This is a genomic window from Streptomyces bicolor, assembly GCF_000719285.1.
Classification (GTDB): domain Bacteria; phylum Actinomycetota; class Actinomycetes; order Streptomycetales; family Streptomycetaceae; genus Streptomyces; species Streptomyces bicolor.
The window spans coordinates 12,719-28,308 of sequence record NZ_JOFS01000032.1 but is presented as its reverse complement, the minus strand read 5'-3'; the positions used below and the strand labels follow the sequence as shown (position 1 = coordinate 28,308).

Sequence of the window (15,590 nt, the reverse complement as noted above, 5' to 3'; positions counted from 1 at the left end):
CGGAAGAAGGGGCCCCGCTCTACCCGCGCGCGGAGCCCCTTCACTCAGAACGACATCAGCCCAGGTCGCCGGAGGCGGTCAGCTCGGCCAGCCGCACCAGCGTCCGCACCGCGGACCCCGTACCACCCTTCGGCGTGTATCCGAAGGGACCACCCTCGTTGAACGCGGGCCCCGCGATGTCCAGGTGCGCCCAGGTGATCCCCTCGCCGACGAACTCCTTCAGGAAGAGCCCCGCGACCAGCCCGCCACCCATCCGCTCACCCATGTTGGCGATGTCGGCGGTAGGAGAATCCATTCCCTTGCGCAGGTGCTCCGGCAGCGGCATCGGCCAGGACGCCTCCCCGACCTCCTCGGCCGCCTCCACGATCGCCGAGCGGAACGCGTCGTCGTTGGCCATCACACCGAACGTGCGGTTGCCGAGCGCCAGAATCATCGCGCCGGTCAGCGTCGCGACGTCGATGATCGCGTCCGGCGTCTCCTGCGACGCCGCCCACAGCGCGTCCGCCAGCACGAGCCGGCCCTCCGCGTCGGTGTTCAGCACCTCGACGGTCTTGCCGCTGTACATGCGCAGCACGTCACCGGGGCGCACCGCGGACCCCGACGGCATGTTCTCGGCGAGCGCGAGCCAGCCGGTGATGTTCACCTCGAGGCCGAGCCGCGCGGCGGCGACCACGGCGGCGAACACGGCGGCGGCGCCGCTCATGTCGCACTTCATCGTCTCGTTGTGCCCGGCCGGCTTCAGCGAGATGCCGCCGGAGTCGTAGGTGATGCCCTTGCCGACGAAGGCGAGGTGCTTGTCCGCCTTGGAGTTCGTGTACGTCAGCTTCACCAGCCGCGGGCCGGACGCGGACCCGGAGCCGACCCCGAGGATGCCGCCGTAGCCGCCCTTGGCCAGCGCCTTCTCGTCGAGCACCTGCACCTTGATGCCGTGCTCCTTGCCCGCCGCCGAGGCGATCGCGGCGAAGGACTCCGGGTTGAGGTCGTTCGGCGGGGTGTTGATCAGGTCGCGGGCGCGGTTGAGCTCCTCGGAGACGGCGGTGGCGCGCTCGATCGCCGCCTTGTGCTCCTTGTCGCGCGGCTTGCCGCCGAGCAGCGCGGCCTCGGCGAGGGGGGCCTTGCCGTTCTTCTTGTCCTTCGCGTCCTTGCCGTTCGCCTTGTAGGCGTCGAAGGCGTACGCCCCGAGCAGCACGCCCTCGGCGACGGCACCGACATCACCGGCATCGCCCACCGGCAGTGCGAACGCGGCCTTCTTGGAGCCGGCGAGGGCGCGGGCCGCGACGCCGGCGGCCTTGCGCAGCGCCTCCCCGTCGTACGCCCCGTCCTTGTCGTCCTCGGGCTCCGCCCCCAGGCCCACCGCCACCACGAGCGGGGCCTTGAAACCGGCGGGCGCGGGGAGCTTCGTCACCTCGCCCTCGGCACCGGAGGCACCGAGGGTCTCCAGCACGCCGGCGAGCTTGCCGTCGTACGCCTTGTCCACGGCCTCGGCGCCCGGTGCGACGACCAGGTTCCCGGACCTGGATGCCGTGCCCTTGGCGACACCGATCACGATCGCGTCGGCCCGCAGGCCGGGCGCCGCGGCGGTGCTGAGAGTGAGAGCAGTCACGGTGGTGAAATCTCGCTTCCGATGTGAAGTTTGCGATGGCCGAATTGGTGTGGGTCGACCGGGCCCGACGGCCGACCCTAGTTCCGACCTACGGGTGCGGTGGCAGCGGGGCCTTCCCCGGTACGGCGAACACTCGGGATGAGCCTACGCTCGTGTGAGCGTTCGCTCATTCCGACGGGCGTTCACCTGTCGGTGGCGTCGCGGTCATTTCTCCCTTGTGCGCGCAGCCGATCTCCTGGAAGCGATCATTTACGCTGATGTCCTTGAACCCTCAATGGCTTTTCGAAGCGCGGCACATGGGAAGGTGACCGGTGATGTCGCTGAGTCCCGGCGATCCGGAGTCCATAGGCGGCTACGCGCTGGTCGACCGGCTCGGTAGTGGCGGCATGGGCATCGTCTATCTGGGCCGTTCGGACTCGGGACGGCAGGTCGCGGTCAAGGTCGTGCACGCGCAGTACGCGCAGGACGAGGAGTTCCGGGCCCGTTTCCGGCAGGAGGTCGCGGCGGTCCGCCGGGTGAGCGGGGCATTCACGGCCCCGGTGGTGGACGCCGATCCGGACGCCGAGCAGCCGTGGATGGCGACGCTGTATGTGCCGGGCCGCACATTGTCGGACGTCGTGGCCAAGGACGGCCCGCTGCGCGGACGCGAGCTGCGGGCGCTCGCGCTGGGACTTGTCGAGGCGCTGCGGGACATCCACCGGGCGGGTGTGGTGCACCGGGATCTGAAGCCGAGCAACGTCCTGATGGCCGAGGACGGCCCCCGCGTCATCGACTTCGGCATCTCGCGCGCGGTCGACAACGAGGCCCTGACCGTGACCGGGCGGTTGATCGGCACCCCGCCCTTCATGTCGCCGGAGCAGTTCGCCTCGCCGCGGGAGGTCACCGCGGCCTCGGACGTGTTCTCGCTGGGGTCACTGCTGGTGTACGCGGCCACCGGCAACCGTCCGTTCGACGGAAGCAGCCCCTATTTGACGGGCTATCAGGTGATGCACGAGTCACCGGTCCTGGACGGAGTCGCCGAACCGCTCCGGAGCATTGCCGAACGCTGCCTGGACAAGGACCCGGCCGCCCGGCCCGAACTCGCCGAACTGCACCGCATGCTCCGCACGCTGCCGGATTCCGCCGTGCCGGTCGCGCCGGGAGTACCCGACGCGGCGGAATCCAGTCGCCGGGATCCCCCTGCGCGGCTCGTTCCGTCAGGCCCTGCCACCGCCGGGGGGAAGGGGGGAACGGACAGGACTCGAACCGGCTACGGACGTCGAGTGCGGCTCATCCTCGCCGGCCTCACGGCAGCCCTGGCGGTCACCGGGCTGAGCATCACGGCAGTGAAATCCGGGTCGCAGGAGAGCGGCACCTCTCCCTCGTCCACCGGGGGGTCCTCGTCCACCGCGCGCTCGTCCACCGCCACCGTGACGCCACCGCCGAAGCACGTGCGGTGGGACTACCAGATCGGCGGGGCGTATGCCCCGGCGGCCGGTGTGCAGGTGGTCAGTCGCAGCCACGAGAGTGCGCCCGCGCCGGGTGTCTACAGCATCTGCAATATCAACGCCTTCCAGGCACAGGAAGACGCGGAGGCCGACTGGGACTCCGACCTGCTGCTGCGCGACGCCGACGGGGATGTCGTCTACGACAAGGACTGGGGCGAGGCGGTCCTGGACATCCGCACGGAGGCCAAGCGGCAGCGCATCGCCGCCAAGGTGAACACGTGGATCGACGAGTGCGCGGCCAAGGGGTACAAGGCCGTCGAACCCGATAACTACGACACCTTCACCCGCTTCCCGAAATACCTCACGGCCGACCACGCCAAGGCGTTCATGAAGCTGTTGTCGGTGCATGCTCACGAGAAAGGCCTGGCCGTCGCCCAGAAGAACACCCTTGAGCTCGTGGCCGACCGTGCGGCCGTGGGCCTGGACTTCGCCGTCGTGGAGGAGTGCGGCGAGTGGAACGAGTGCGGCGAGTTCGCCGAGGCGTTCGACAACAACGTGCTCGTGGTCGAGTACACGGCGCAGGGCCTGTCGGAAGTGTGCTCCGGCTGGAGCAGCACACTGAGCATCGTCCGCCGCGACCCGTTGGTCGCGCCCAAGGGTACGAGCGGCTACTTCCGCCAGACCTGCTGACGCCGAACATGCTGAACGGATGGACAGACTCGTGACGGTCAGCCCAGCGACAGGACCACGAGGGCGGTCGTCGCCGCTGTCTCCGCGAGGCCGCCGAAGACGTCGCCGGTGACGCCGCCGAAGCGGCGGGTGCAGTGCCTCAGGAGGACCTCGGCGGCAGCCAGTGCGGCGAGGACCGCGAGGGCGGTGCGGGCGATGTCGTACGTCCCGAACAGCGCCCCTGCCGCGGCGGCGACGCCGGTCACGGCGAGGGCGACGGCCGCCGCACCCCGTACCGGAACGACCCCGGCCACCGCGGCCCCGAGCCCATCGGGCCGCGCGGCGGGCACGCCGGTGCGTGCGGCGAGGGTGAGGGCGAGCCGGGCGGCGACGGCCGAGACGACGGCGGCGAGGGCGCCCCGGGCCCACGAGCCGTCGTAGATCCGGGCGAGGGCGGCCACCTGCGCGAGCAGCACGAACACCAGCGTGATGACGCCGAACGGCCCGATGTCCGACTGCTTCATGATCCGCAGCGCGTCCTCGGCGGGCTTGCCGCTGCCGAGCCCGTCGGCGGTGTCGGCGAGCCCGTCGAGGTGCAGTCCCCGGGTCAGTACGGCGGGAACCGCGACCGTGGCCACGGCGGCGAGGAGCGGACCGGTGCCGAGGGCGAGGAGCAGGAGGCCGAGACCGCCGGCGCACAGCCCGAGCACCGCCCCGACGAGCGGGGCGCAGAGCATCCCGCCCCGCGCGGCCTCCCGGTCCCACCGGCTCACCTTCACGGGCAGCACACTGAGGGTGCCGAAGGCGAAACGGAGACCGTGCAGGGGTGGCGGGGTCATGGACACGCCCGCAGACTAGCCCGGACGCCATGCACACGAGGCGGCCCACCCCCGCCCCGCACACACTGACCCCATGGGCCACTGGCTGGAACGCAACGTCATCGAACCGGGCAAACTCCCCCTCCTGCTGGCCCTCACCGCGTTCGTCGTCACCTTCCTCGTCACCCGCCTCATCACCCGCCTCATCCGGGCGGGCAAGGGCCCCTTCCGCAACATCGAGACCGGCGCCGTCCACGTCCACCATGTGGTTCCGGGCGTCCTCCTCACCGTCTTCGGCGGCTTCGGCGCGGTGTCCAGCAGCCGGTACGGCTTCGGCGCCGCCGCCTTCGCGGTGATCTTCGGCATGGGCGCGGGGCTGGTTCTCGACGAGTTCGCGCTGATCCTGCACCTCGACGACGTCTACTGGAGCGAGGAGGGCCGCAAGAGCGTGGAGGTGGTCGTCCTCACGGCGGCCATGGGAGGCCTGCTGCTCGTGGGCTTCTCACCGCTGGGCGTCAACGACCTCGATCCGGACGAGACGCAGGGCCGCGGCACCGTCCTGGTCAACGTCGCGGTGAACTTCCTGTTCTCCCTCATCGCGCTCAGCAAGGGAAAGGGCCGTGTCGCGATCTTCGGCGTGATCGTGCCGGTCGTCGCCCTGGTCGGCGCCATCCGCCTGGCCCGCCCCAACTCCCCGTGGGCCCGCCGCTTCTACGGCCGCCGCCCGCGCGCCCGCGCCAAGGCCGCCCTGCGCGCCTACCGTCACGACCGCCGCTGGGTACGCCCGCGCCGGGCCCTGGAGGAATGGCTGGGCGGCAAACCCGACGCGGCGGCCGACAACACCGTCGACCGCCGTTGACGCCGGCGTCGGCGCAGCTCCGCCACGGCGCACAGCAGCAGCACCGCCGCGATCGCGGCCAGGTGCTCCTTCCCGGCGAGGTTCTCCTTCAGCCCCACCTCGACCACCATCGCCACGATCACCGCACCGGCCGTGACGTACGCGCCGTAGCGCCACCCGAGGAACACCGCCAGCCCCACCACGGCCGCCGACGGTCCCGTGTCCACGACCCGCGCGTCCGAGGCGGGCAGCCCGATCGGGTGGTCCGGGCCGAGCGCGATGCCCACGCGCGCGTAGAGGGTGCCGGCGAGGGTGGCGACGTACGCGATGACGAGGGTCCGCCACCACCCGAGGCAGACCTCGGAGATCCCGAACACCACCAGTAGCTGCGCCAGGGCGCCCCAGACCGGCAGGTCGAGGGCCGGCACGAACAGGGACAGCGGGGTGCGCAGGAGCGCCTGCCAGAGGGGGTCCTCGGCGCGGACGGCCCCGAGGTTGTGGACGGGCCGATAACCCCAGGACTGGTTCTGCACGACCTGCGTGATCCCGGTCAGACACACGGCCGCGAGAGTCATGGGGACGGCCCGCCAGCGGCGCTCCAGCAACGGTTTCCGTACGGCGACGTACAACGCCCCCCACTCCGCGCGGGCCCAGCGGCCGAGGGTGTCAACTCTCACAAGTGTGGATCATATGTCCACACTTGCAATGAACTGCCCGTTCCATCCCCCTACTCGGCCTCTGGCAGCGCCTCCGACTCCTCCGACTCCTCCGACTCCTCCGGCTTCTCCGACTCCTCCGGCCGCTCCGGCAGTTCGGCCGCCAGTGCCGCCGCGGCCTGGACCATGGGCAGAGCCAGCAGGCCCCCGGCCCCCTCGCCGACCTTCACGCCGTGGTCGAGCAGGGGCTCCAGGGCCATGCGGTCCAGTGCCTTCGCCTGCCCCGGCTCCCCGCTGTCGTGCGCGGCCAGCCACCAGTCCGGCGCCCGGAACGCGATCCGCTGCCCCACCAGCGCGCACGCGGCGACCACGACGCCGTCCAGCACGACCGGCATCTTCCGCACCGCGCTCTGCAGCAGGAACCCCGTGATCGCGGCGAGGTCGGCCCCGCCCACCGTCGCGAGCAACTGCAACTGGTCCCCGAGCACGGGCCGCGCCCGCCGCAGCGCGTCCCGGATCGCCGCGCACTTGCGCATCCACGCGAGGTCGTCGATGGCCAGCCCGCCCCGCCCGGTGACCACGGAGGCGTCGGTCCCGCACAGCGCGGCGACCAGCACCCCCGCCGCGGTCGTCCCGCCGACGCTCACATCGCCGAGCACCACCAGATCCGTACCGGAGTCGGCCTCCTCGTCGGCCACCGCGACGCCGGCCCGGAAGGCGGCCTCCGCTTCCTCCAGGGTCACCGCGTCCTCGACGTCGATACGGCCGCTGCCGCGCCGCACCCGATGCCGTACGACCGCCTCCGGCAGCGACTCCGGATCGCAGTCCAGCGCCATGTCGACGACCCGCACCGGAACCCCGAGCCGCCGCGCGAGCACGGACACGGGCCGGTCGCCCTCGAGGATCTCCCGCACCAACTCCCCGGCGCCGCCCGCCGGCCGCGCCGACACACCCAGCTCGGCGACGCCGTGGTCACCGGCGAACAGCACGACCCGCGGCTGCTCGATCGGCCGCACCGGCACGGCCGACTGCGCCGCCGCCAGCCACTCACCCAGGTCGTCGAGGCGGCCCAGTGCCCCGGGCGGCACGATCTGACGTTCACGGCGCGCCTCGGCGTCACGGCGCACCCCACCGTCGGGGCGCTCGATCAGATCACTGAAGTCGTCGAGATTAAGCGAGCTCATTCGCCGAACAGTACCGGCACCGGTCGAACAGAACGGCGCCCCATGGCCACCAAGCGCTCCGCCAGGTCCGCTCAGGGGCTCCGCCACGTCCCCGCCACATCCGCACGGCGTCGTTGCACCCAAGATCGGCATCCCATACGTTCCGTTTTGCAGTGGATTGTCGGGGCATGCTCGCAGCACCATTCCGCCGTACGCCGCCGTACGCCCCCGCCATACGCCCTTCGCGCCCGGGAGCCGCCATGACCGCGACCGCACCCACCGAACGACGCCGCGCCGACTGCGCGTTCACCCTCGCCGCATGCCGGGACCACAGCTACGCCCCCCGGTTCCTGAAGGTCGTACGGCGGGCGTCGCCCAGCCGTCTGAGAGCGGCGGCCCGCGCGGCGCTCCCCCTCCCCGAGCCGGAGAGCTGGCTGGACGTCGGCACGGGCGACGCCCGCTTCCCGGAGGTGGCGAGGGAAGTCTTCCCGTACACGTCGTTCGACGGCCTGGACCCCACCTCCAGCGTGCTGCACGCGCGCGTGGCCGAGCGGGTCGAGGAGGCCCACGTCGGCCGTCTGACCGACCCCCGCGTCACGGCCCGCCTGCGCACCCGCTACGACATCGTCAGCATGCTCCGCCACCTGGAACACGCCCCGGACCCCCGCGCCGAAATCCGCGCCGCCCTCGCGGTCCTGCGCCCGGGCGGTCACCTCATCCTCGAACTCCCCAACCCGCGCAGCGCGTTCGCCCTGCTGTTCGGCAGCTGCTGGATCCCGCAGAGCCGCCACGGCCACCTGCACCTGCTGCCCCTGCGCACCCTCCACGAGGAACTGCGCTCCCAGGGCTGCACCATCGTCACGACGGACCGCCGCACCCCACACACCCCGTACGACCTCGCGGCCACCACAGCCCTGTTCCTGAACCTCCTCCTGGGCCCGGTACTGGCCCTGCTGGGCGCGCCGTTGGTGGCCGCCGCCTGGACGATCGACCTGCTCCTGGCCCCGGTGCTCCGCCGCACCCCCCTGTCGAACGCGTACCGGGTAATCGCCCGCAAGGAGCCGACCGCGGGGGCCTGAGTGCTGAACGGCCGCTCACTGCAACGCCGCCAGGGGCGCGTGGCTGTATTCGCTTTGCGGCTACCGCCGCGTGGGCGCGACCAGCCACACACAACCCGCAGCCGCCCGACGACAAACCGCGGCACTCTCATCCGCGAAGGACAAGCGCCTGCCCCGCAACAACCAGAACCACCTGCTCACACTCACCCGCAAACGCCGCATTCAGCCGCCCGAGCTCATCCCGATACCGCCGCCCCGACGCCGTAGCCGGCACAATCCCCGACCCCACCTCATTGGACACGGCGACGACGGTCCGCCGAGTAGCCCGCACCGCCGCCGTCAGCTCGCGCACGCGATCCCGCAGCGCCCGCTCCCCACCATCCGCCCACACCGCGTCGTCCCACGCCCCGACGGAGTCCATCGCGTCCGTCAGCCACAAGGACAGACAGTCGATCAGCACCGGCGCCCCACCCTCGGAGAGAACCGGCACCAGGTCGCACGTCTCGGCCGTACGCCATGACCCCGGCCGCCGCTCCCGGTGCGCGGCGACCCGCTCCGCCCACTCGGTGTCCCCGGCCCGGGTGCCCCCGGTCGCCACGTACAGCACGTCCGGAAAGGCCTCCAGCCGCCGCTCCGCCTCCACCGACTTCCCGGACCGGGCCCCGCCCACCACCAGGGTCCGGCGCGGCACGTCCGGCACGTCCTCGTACGCGCCCACCACCAGCGTCGCCCCGTCCGGCACGGCCCGCGCCCCCGCCGCGGCCAGCCGCCGCCGCAGCTCGGCGCCCGGCGGAACGTCATGGTCCAGATGGACGGCGATGACATCGGTCGTCGGCCCGACCGCGCCCACCGCCCGCAGCTTGGCCAGGGCGTCCGGCCGCCGCACGACATCGGCGACGACCATGTCGTACATCCCGACGGTCCCCTCCTCCAGCCCGGCCGGCGCACCCCCCGGCGGCAGATACAGCAGCCGCTGCCCGTCCGGCCCGGTCACCGCGTAACCGGTGCCCGGCGAGTCCATCGCCACCGCCCGCACCCGATGCCCCGTCAGCAGCGTCAACTCCCGCCCGTCCGGCACCCGCCCGGGCTGTGGCACCCCCGCGGGCACCTCGACGGCGGGCCCGTCGTGCGGATGCGACAGCAACACCTGCCGCACACCCGCCAGCGAACGCCCCGCCCGAGCCGCCGCGAACGCCGCCCCGGGTGTCAGATCGAGCAGCAGGGCCCCGTCCAGGAGCAAGGCGGTGGCAGCCCGCGCATCGTCACCGAGCGCGCCCGCACAGGCCGCACACGGACAGTCGGGGCGGGGGAGTCCCGCGGGGGCACCGGTGCCGAGGAGAGTGAGTTCCACGGTGCTGATTTTCGCCGGTCGCGACCGGTCTCGCGCACTGGCGGCCCCGAAGGGGCGCCAGTAAAGGGGCGCGGGGCCGTATCGGCCCGCGGACCACCGACTGCCTTGATCTTGTTCCGGCTCGCCCGGCGGAGCGCATACGCTGTTGCCTCGAACGTGCTGACACCTTGGAGGCGTACATGGCGGCATGGACGTGGCGGTTCGAGAAGACCGACGGGGCGGAGGTCCAGCCCGCGGTGCAGCCCGAGGAGTTCACCACCCAGGGCGACGCCGAGTCCTGGATCGGCGAGCACTGGAAGGCCCTGCTGGAGGGCGGCGCCGACCAGGTGCGGCTCTTCGAGGACGCCACGGAGATCTACGGCCCGATGAGCCTGCACGCCGAGGCGTAGCAGCCGTACGGGCGAGGGCCGTTCGGCCCTCGCCCGCCGTTCCCGTCAGTGCTCACCCAGTGTCACATCCACCGTCTTCTCGCTGCCGTCGCGCCGGTAGGTCACCGTCGTCCGGTCACCCGGCTTCTGCGCGGCCAGCGCCTCGGCGAGTGACGTGATGGTCGTGATGTCCGTGTCACCGAGCCGGATGACGACGTCCCCGGGCTTCAGTCCGGCCTGGTCCGCCGCCCCGCCCGACTGCACCTCGACGACGGCCACGCCCGCGGCCCGGTAGTCGTCGTTCACGACCGTACGGCCCGTGATGCCGAGCGCCGCCCGGCCCGAGTCGGTGACCCTGCCGTCCTCGATGATCTGGTCGGCGATCGTCGTCACCGTCGACGCCGGGATCGCGAACCCGATGCCGGGTGCCGCGCTGTCGCCGACGGAGGGGTCGGTGGCGGCGAGGGTCGGGATGCCGATGACCCGGCGGTCGAGGTTCACCAGGGCGCCGCCGCTGTTGCCGGGGTTGATGGCGGCCGACGTCTGCACCATGTTGGCGATCGTCGCGCCCGTACCGCCGTCCCTGCCGCCCTCGGTGACGGTCCGTCCGGTCGCCGAGACGATGCCCTGGGTCACACTCGACGACAGCCCGAGCGGTGAGCCCATGGCCAGCACGATCTGACCTACCTCGACCTTCGACGAGTCCCCGAACTCCGCCGCCCTGAGCCCCTTCGGCATGGTGTCCAGCTTGATGACGGCGAGGTCCTGCTGCGGATACGAGGAGACGAGCCTGGCGGTGAGCACGTCCTCGCTGTTGGCGGTCGTCACCTGGAAGGTCCGCTCGTCGCCGACGACATGCGCGTTGGTGACGACGTGGCCCCGGTCGTCGTAGACCACGCCCGATCCCAGGTCGTTCCTGGCCTGGATCTGCACGACCGACGGCAGAACGTCCTTGATCACCTTCAGGTAGCCGTTCTGCAGGTCGTCGACCGCCGTGACCGCCTTCGGTACGGCGGCCTGCCTGGTCGAGTCCTCCCGCTCCCGCTTCCCACCCGCGGACGGGGAGTCGGAACACCCGGCGAGGACACCGAGGCAGCAGACGACGACGGCGACCGCGAGGGCCGGCAGCAGGGCACGGAAACGGCGAGCAACCATGCCCCGAGTCTCGCCGCGCGGACCGGGGTCCGGCCTGTGCTGCTCACCCGAACGAGCTCAGAGCCTATGTCATGTCCCCGGCCGGGCGCCCGACGCCTGGCACGCACTCCCCCAGAGGGGGGACCCCCAGCCGCGTTGCCGAACCGCCCACGTGGCTCCTCCCGCGGGGGCACCCCCATCGAGGGCGCTCCGGCGCCTTGCGATCGCACGCGCCCCCACGCTCGAACCACCTCGCGCGGGGGGACCCCCATGACGCCGCGCGCTGATCCGGCCGGGGACATGACACAGGCTCTCAGCACGGGCTCAGCCGCGCACTCCGCACAGATGCAGCAGCGCCGCGACGCTCCGATACGGGTCCGTCTTCCCGGCCCGCTCCTCGACCGCCAGCAGCGCCTCCACGTCCGCCGGGATCTCCGCCCCGTCGGCCGCCGTGTCCGTGAACACCCGCACGCCGTACCAGACGTGCAGCGGCGCCCCGATGCCGGCGAGCGTCGAGGTCAGGTCGGTGAGCCGGTCCGCGCGCACGTCGAGCCCCAGCCGGTTCCGATACTGGGTGGTGTCGAAGGCGCCCAGGGCCCCGGCCCAGTCCCCGCCGAGCCCCGGCCGCATGGCCAGCGCGTCGCCGTTGCGCACCAGCAGCGACAGCAGCCCGCCCGGGGCGAGCATCCGGGCCAGCCCGGCCAGCAGCGGGTCGGGATCCTCGACGTACATCAGCACGCCATGGCACAGCACGACATCGAAGCTGCCCGGCAGAAAGTGGACGCCCGTGTCGCGTCCGTCCCCCTGGACGATGCGGACCCGCTCCCGGATCCCCTCGGGCTCGCCGGCGAGCTCCTCGCGGGCCGCCGCGATCATCTTCGGGTCCTGCTCCACACCGGTCACCTGGTGGCCGGCCCGGGCCAGGCGCAGCGCCTGCGTGCCCTGGCCCATCCCCACGTCGAGCACGCGCAGCCGCTGCCCGACCGGGAACCGCCCGGCTATCTGCTCGTCGAGCTGCCGGGCCACCAGCTCCTGTCGTACGACATCACGCAGCCCGCCCAGCTTGTTCAGCCACGCGTCGGCCGCACCCCCGGAGAAAGCAGTTGTGCTCAGGGTCGCTCTCCGCGCTTGACCTGAGGCTTCGGCAGCCGGAGCCGGCGCATCTGGAGGGAGCGCATCAGCGCGTAGGCGACGGCGCCACGCCTGTTGTCGTCGGGGAAGCGCTCGGCCAGCCGCTTCTTCAGGCGGAAGGCGGTGACGAACGAGTCGAGCACGATCAGCACGATCACGACGAGCCACAGCAGCAGCGCGATGTTCTGCAGCGCAGGCACCTGGACCATGCTCAGCACGAGGATGACCACGGCCATCGGCAGGAAGAACTCCGCGATGTTGAAGCGGGAGTCGACGAAGTCGCGCGCGAACCTGCGGACCGGGCCCTTGTCGCGGGCCGGCAGATACCGCTCGTCGCCCCCGGCCAGCGCCTGGCGCTGCCGCTCGAGGGCGGCCCGGCGCTCCTCGCGCTGCCGTTTGGCGGCGTCCTTGCGCGTCATCGACGTGTTGGCCACGCTGCGACGCTGCGACTGGGCCTCACTGCGCTTGGGCGTGGGGCGGCCCTTCGGGGCCTCGGGGTGACGGGTCTCATTGGAGTCGGTCACCGGCGCCTTGTCGGCGGCCTGGGCCTTCTCATCCTTGGCACGGCTACGGAACACAAAACCCAAGGGTACGGGGTGCCGGGGGTTGGACCCCAGCCCGGCCGGGAACGATCCGGCAACACCAGTCGTCGTAGGGGGACAGAGGGGACGTTGCACCCGGGAGTCACCTACTCCTTACGCCGGAGGGGGAGCGTGAGCAGTCGTCCTTGGGGATGAGCGCATCCGTCCCCGAACAGTGCGTCAATGGATGCAGGGCCCGTACTGTGGGTTCTGTCGCAGAGCTGGAGCTGGACGTCAGAAGGGGGCGCGCGAAGCCCATGAGCGGTGTCATGAAGCGTATGGGGATGATCTTCCGCGCGAAGGCGAACAAGGCCCTTGACCGGGCCGAGGACCCGCGCGAGACCCTCGATTACTCCTACCAGAAACAGCTGGAGCTGCTCCAGAAGGTCCGCCGTGGCGTCGCCGACGTGGCGACCTCGCGCAAGCGCCTGGAACTCCAGCTCAACCAACTCCAGCAGCAGTCGTCGAAGCTGGAGGACCAGGGCCGCAAGGCGCTCGCGCTGGGCCGGGAGGACCTGGCCCGCGAGGCGCTGTCGCGCCGCGCCGCCCTCCAGCAGCAGGTGACGGACCTGGAGACCCAGCACGCGACCCTGCAGGGTGAGGAGGAGAAGCTCACCCTCGCGGCCCAGCGCCTGCAGGCGAAGGTCGACGCCTTCCGCACCAAGAAGGAGACGATCAAGGCCACGTACACCGCGGCCCAGGCCCAGACCCGGATCGGTGAGGCGTTCTCCGGCATCTCCGAGGAGATGGGGGACGTCGGCCTGGCGATCCAGCGGGCCGAGGACAAGACGGCCCAGCTCCAGGCCCGCGCGGGCGCGATCGACGAACTCCTCGCCTCCGGCGCCCTCGACGACCAGTCCGGTATGCACAAGGACGACATCCAGGCCGAGCTGGACCGGCTCTCCGGTGGTACGGATGTAGAGCTGGAACTGCAGCGCATGAAGGCGGAGCTGGCGGGCGGTGCGTCCGGCGGACAGCAGGCCATCGAGGGCGGCAGCGGCCAGTCGCAGTCCCAGCAACAGCCGCAGGACACCCCGCGCTTCGACAAGCAGTAGCCGACGGCCGGGGCCCACGCCTAGGAGGGCGCCATGGGCGACATGATCGTCCGGATCATGGGCGAGGGGCAGGTGAAGCTGTCCGACAGCCATCTGCCCGAGCTGAACAAGCTCGACGACGAGCTCCTGGCGGAAATGGAGAACGGCGACGGCCCCGGCTTCCGCCGCACCCTCGCAGCACTCCTCGCCAAGGTCCGCGAACTGGGCGAGCCCCTGCCCGACGACTCCCTGGAACCGTCGGAACTGATCCTGCCGTCGCCGGACGCGACGTTGGAGGAGGTCCGGGAGCTGCTGAGCGATGACGGCTTGATCCCGGGCTGAGCCGACGGTGGCTTCTCGGCGCCGGTCCGTATCATCCAGCCCGTCCGGCGTTTGAGGACGAGACCCCTTAAGGGCCGAAGCGGGGGTCTGGGGGCCGCAGGCCCCCAGGGACGCGGACTGCAACGCCGGGCACACAACACGAGGAACTCCAGTTGGCCACCGCTCCAAGCCCCGCAGGTCCAGGCCCCGCAGGGACTCGCGTACGGCGGCACCTCGAGGCGCATCCCATGGCGCTGGACGCGGCGCTGGCCGTGGGCGTACTCGCCTGCATGGTGGCCGGCTCGTTCGTGGACCCGCACGGAAAGAACGGCGTGACCTGGGCCCTGCGCACCCCGGACGCTCTGAGCCTCGTACTCATCGCCCTCGGCGCCGCGGCCCTGGTCTTCCGCCGCCGCGCCCCCATGACGGTCCTCGCCCTCACCGGCACCGCCTCCGTCATCGAGTCCGTCACCAGCGACCCCCGCGCCCCCGTCGCCATGTCCGCGGTCATCGCCCTCTACACCGTCGCCTCGACCACCGACCGCCCCACCACCTGGCGCGTCGGCCTGCTCACCATGACCGTCCTGACCGGCTCCGCCATGCTCGCAGGAGCCCTGCCCTGGTACGCCCAGGAGAACCTCGCCATCTTCGCCTGGACCGGCATCGGCGCCACCGCCGGCGATGCCGTCCGCAGCCGCCGCGCCATGGTCGCCGCCATCCGTGAGCGCGCCGAACGAGCCGAGCGCACCCGGGAGGAGGAGGCCCGCCGCCGTGTGGCCGAGGAGCGCCTCCGTATCGCCCGGGACCTGCACGATGTCGTCGCCCACCACATCGCCCTCGTCAACGTCCAGGCCGGCGTCGCCGCCCACGTCATGGACAAGCGGCCCGACCAGGCCAAGGAGGCCCTCGCCCACGTACGCGAGGCCAGCCGCTCGGCGCTCAACGAACTCCGCGCCACCGTCGGCCTGCTGAGACAGTCCGGCGACCCCGAGGCCCCCACCGAACCCGCCCCCGGTCTGGAGCGCCTCGACGAACTCGTGGGCACCTTCCGCAGCGCGGGCCTCCAGGTCGAGGTCGCCCGCGCCGACCAGGGCACCACCCTTCCCGCCGCCGTCGACCTGGCCGCCTACCGCGTCATCCAGGAGGCCCTCACCAATGTGCAGAAGCACGCGGGCCCGGACGCGAAGGCCGAGGTCAGCGTCGTCCGCGTGGGCCCCAACATCGAGATCACCGTCCTCGACGACGGCTCCGGCGACGACGACACGATCGAGGGCGGCGGCCACGGCCTGCTCGGCATGCGCGAGCGCGTCACCGCCCTGCGCGGCACCCTCACCACCGGCCCCCGCTACGGAGGCGGCTTCCGCGTCCATGCGATCCTGCCGGTCAAGAGCCGTACCCGCGCCGCGGAAGACGCCGTATGACAGCGGGCCGTACGGCA

Annotated in this window: 15 protein-coding genes; 7 read left to right on the top strand and 8 right to left on the bottom strand. The window is 71.9% G+C overall.

The genetic code is table 11. The annotated features are described in order from the left end of the window. Positions 1-55: 55 nt before the first annotated feature. Complete coding sequence (locus IF78_RS0133365; RefSeq protein WP_031487339.1) at positions 56-1,603, bottom strand: leucyl aminopeptidase; 1,548 nt, start codon at positions 1,601-1,603, stop codon at positions 56-58. A gap of 314 nt (positions 1,604-1,917) precedes the next feature. Between IF78_RS0133365 and IF78_RS46735 the strand changes: the two genes are divergently transcribed. Continuing rightward, entirely contained in the window at positions 1,918-3,720 is a 1,803-nt protein-coding gene (locus IF78_RS46735; protein ID WP_078662676.1) for an endo alpha-1,4 polygalactosaminidase, read from the top strand. 38 nt (positions 3,721-3,758) lie between these two features. Here the strand turns inward: IF78_RS46735 and IF78_RS0133355 are convergent, their stop codons facing one another. After that, on the bottom strand, positions 3,759-4,538 hold the full coding sequence (locus IF78_RS0133355) for an adenosylcobinamide-GDP ribazoletransferase (protein WP_031487341.1): 780 nt from the start codon (positions 4,536-4,538) through the stop codon (positions 3,759-3,761). A gap of 73 nt (positions 4,539-4,611) precedes the next feature. Here IF78_RS0133355 and IF78_RS0133350 point away from each other — a divergent pair, with 73 nt between their 5' ends. Further along, positions 4,612-5,376 (top strand): hypothetical protein, encoded by a 765-nt coding sequence (locus IF78_RS0133350; protein ID WP_031487342.1) that lies wholly within the window; start codon positions 4,612-4,614, stop codon positions 5,374-5,376. Here the strand turns inward: IF78_RS0133350 and IF78_RS49225 are convergent. Together IF78_RS49225 and cobT are read right to left on the bottom strand one after the other, a co-directional pair. Continuing rightward, positions 5,280-6,032, bottom strand: coding sequence for a hypothetical protein (locus IF78_RS49225; RefSeq protein WP_037641844.1), 753 nt, complete (start codon positions 6,030-6,032; stop codon positions 5,280-5,282). The genes IF78_RS0133350 and IF78_RS49225 overlap by 97 nt on opposite strands. 50 nt (positions 6,033-6,082) lie before the next feature. Continuing rightward, positions 6,083-7,195 (bottom strand): nicotinate-nucleotide--dimethylbenzimidazole phosphoribosyltransferase, encoded by a 1,113-nt coding sequence (gene cobT, locus IF78_RS0133340; RefSeq protein ID WP_031487343.1) that lies wholly within the window; start codon positions 7,193-7,195, stop codon positions 6,083-6,085. Positions 7,196-7,434: 239 nt separating this feature from the next. On the opposite strand from cobT, the gene IF78_RS0133335 reads away from it, so the two are divergent. After that, a complete protein-coding gene (locus IF78_RS0133335) occupies positions 7,435-8,253 on the top strand; it encodes a class I SAM-dependent methyltransferase (RefSeq protein ID WP_031487344.1) in 819 nt (272 codons plus the stop codon). Between the two features lie 127 nt (positions 8,254-8,380). On the opposite strand, the gene IF78_RS0133330 is transcribed toward IF78_RS0133335, so the two are convergent. Further along, positions 8,381-9,583 (bottom strand): bifunctional adenosylcobinamide kinase/adenosylcobinamide-phosphate guanylyltransferase, encoded by a 1,203-nt coding sequence (locus tag IF78_RS0133330; RefSeq protein ID WP_031487345.1) that lies wholly within the window; start codon positions 9,581-9,583, stop codon positions 8,381-8,383. Positions 9,584-9,762: 179 nt separating this feature from the next. On the opposite strand from IF78_RS0133330, the gene IF78_RS0133325 reads away from it, so the two are divergent. After that, a complete protein-coding gene (locus IF78_RS0133325; RefSeq protein WP_031487346.1) occupies positions 9,763-9,972 on the top strand; it encodes a hypothetical protein in 210 nt (69 codons plus the stop codon). A 45-nt stretch (positions 9,973-10,017) separates the two neighbouring features. Here the strand turns inward: IF78_RS0133325 and IF78_RS0133320 are convergent, their stop codons facing one another. The 3 genes from IF78_RS0133320 to IF78_RS0133310 all read right to left on the bottom strand — a co-directional run bounded on the left by IF78_RS0133320 (position 10,018) and on the right by IF78_RS0133310 (position 12,794). Further along, positions 10,018-11,106: a S1C family serine protease gene (locus IF78_RS0133320; RefSeq protein ID WP_031487347.1), complete on the bottom strand. Its 1,089-nt coding sequence runs from the start codon at positions 11,104-11,106 to the stop codon at positions 10,018-10,020. 303 nt (positions 11,107-11,409) lie between these two features. Continuing rightward, complete coding sequence (locus tag IF78_RS0133315; protein WP_031487348.1) at positions 11,410-12,111, bottom strand: class I SAM-dependent methyltransferase; 702 nt, start codon at positions 12,109-12,111, stop codon at positions 11,410-11,412. Between the two features lie 83 nt (positions 12,112-12,194). Continuing rightward, positions 12,195-12,794, bottom strand: coding sequence for a DUF3043 domain-containing protein (locus IF78_RS0133310; RefSeq protein ID WP_031487349.1), 600 nt, complete (start codon positions 12,792-12,794; stop codon positions 12,195-12,197). 281 nt (positions 12,795-13,075) lie between these two features. Between IF78_RS0133310 and IF78_RS0133305 the strand changes: the two genes are divergently transcribed. The 3 genes from IF78_RS0133305 (at position 13,076) to IF78_RS0133295 (ending at position 15,573) form a co-directional block, all read left to right on the top strand. Further along, the gene (locus IF78_RS0133305) at positions 13,076-13,852 is read left to right on the top strand and encodes a PspA/IM30 family protein (protein WP_078662675.1); all 777 of its coding nucleotides are present in this window, start codon (positions 13,076-13,078) and stop codon (positions 13,850-13,852) included. Between the two features lie 42 nt (positions 13,853-13,894). Further along, positions 13,895-14,173 (top strand): PspA-associated protein PspAA, encoded by a 279-nt coding sequence (gene pspAA / locus IF78_RS0133300; RefSeq protein ID WP_031487351.1) that lies wholly within the window; start codon positions 13,895-13,897, stop codon positions 14,171-14,173. Positions 14,174-14,325: 152 nt separating this feature from the next. Further along, positions 14,326-15,573 carry a sensor histidine kinase gene (locus IF78_RS0133295; RefSeq protein WP_078662674.1) on the top strand — a complete coding sequence of 416 codons (1,248 nt, stop codon included), beginning with the start codon at positions 14,326-14,328 and terminating at the stop codon, positions 15,571-15,573. Positions 15,574-15,590 lie beyond the last annotated feature (17 nt).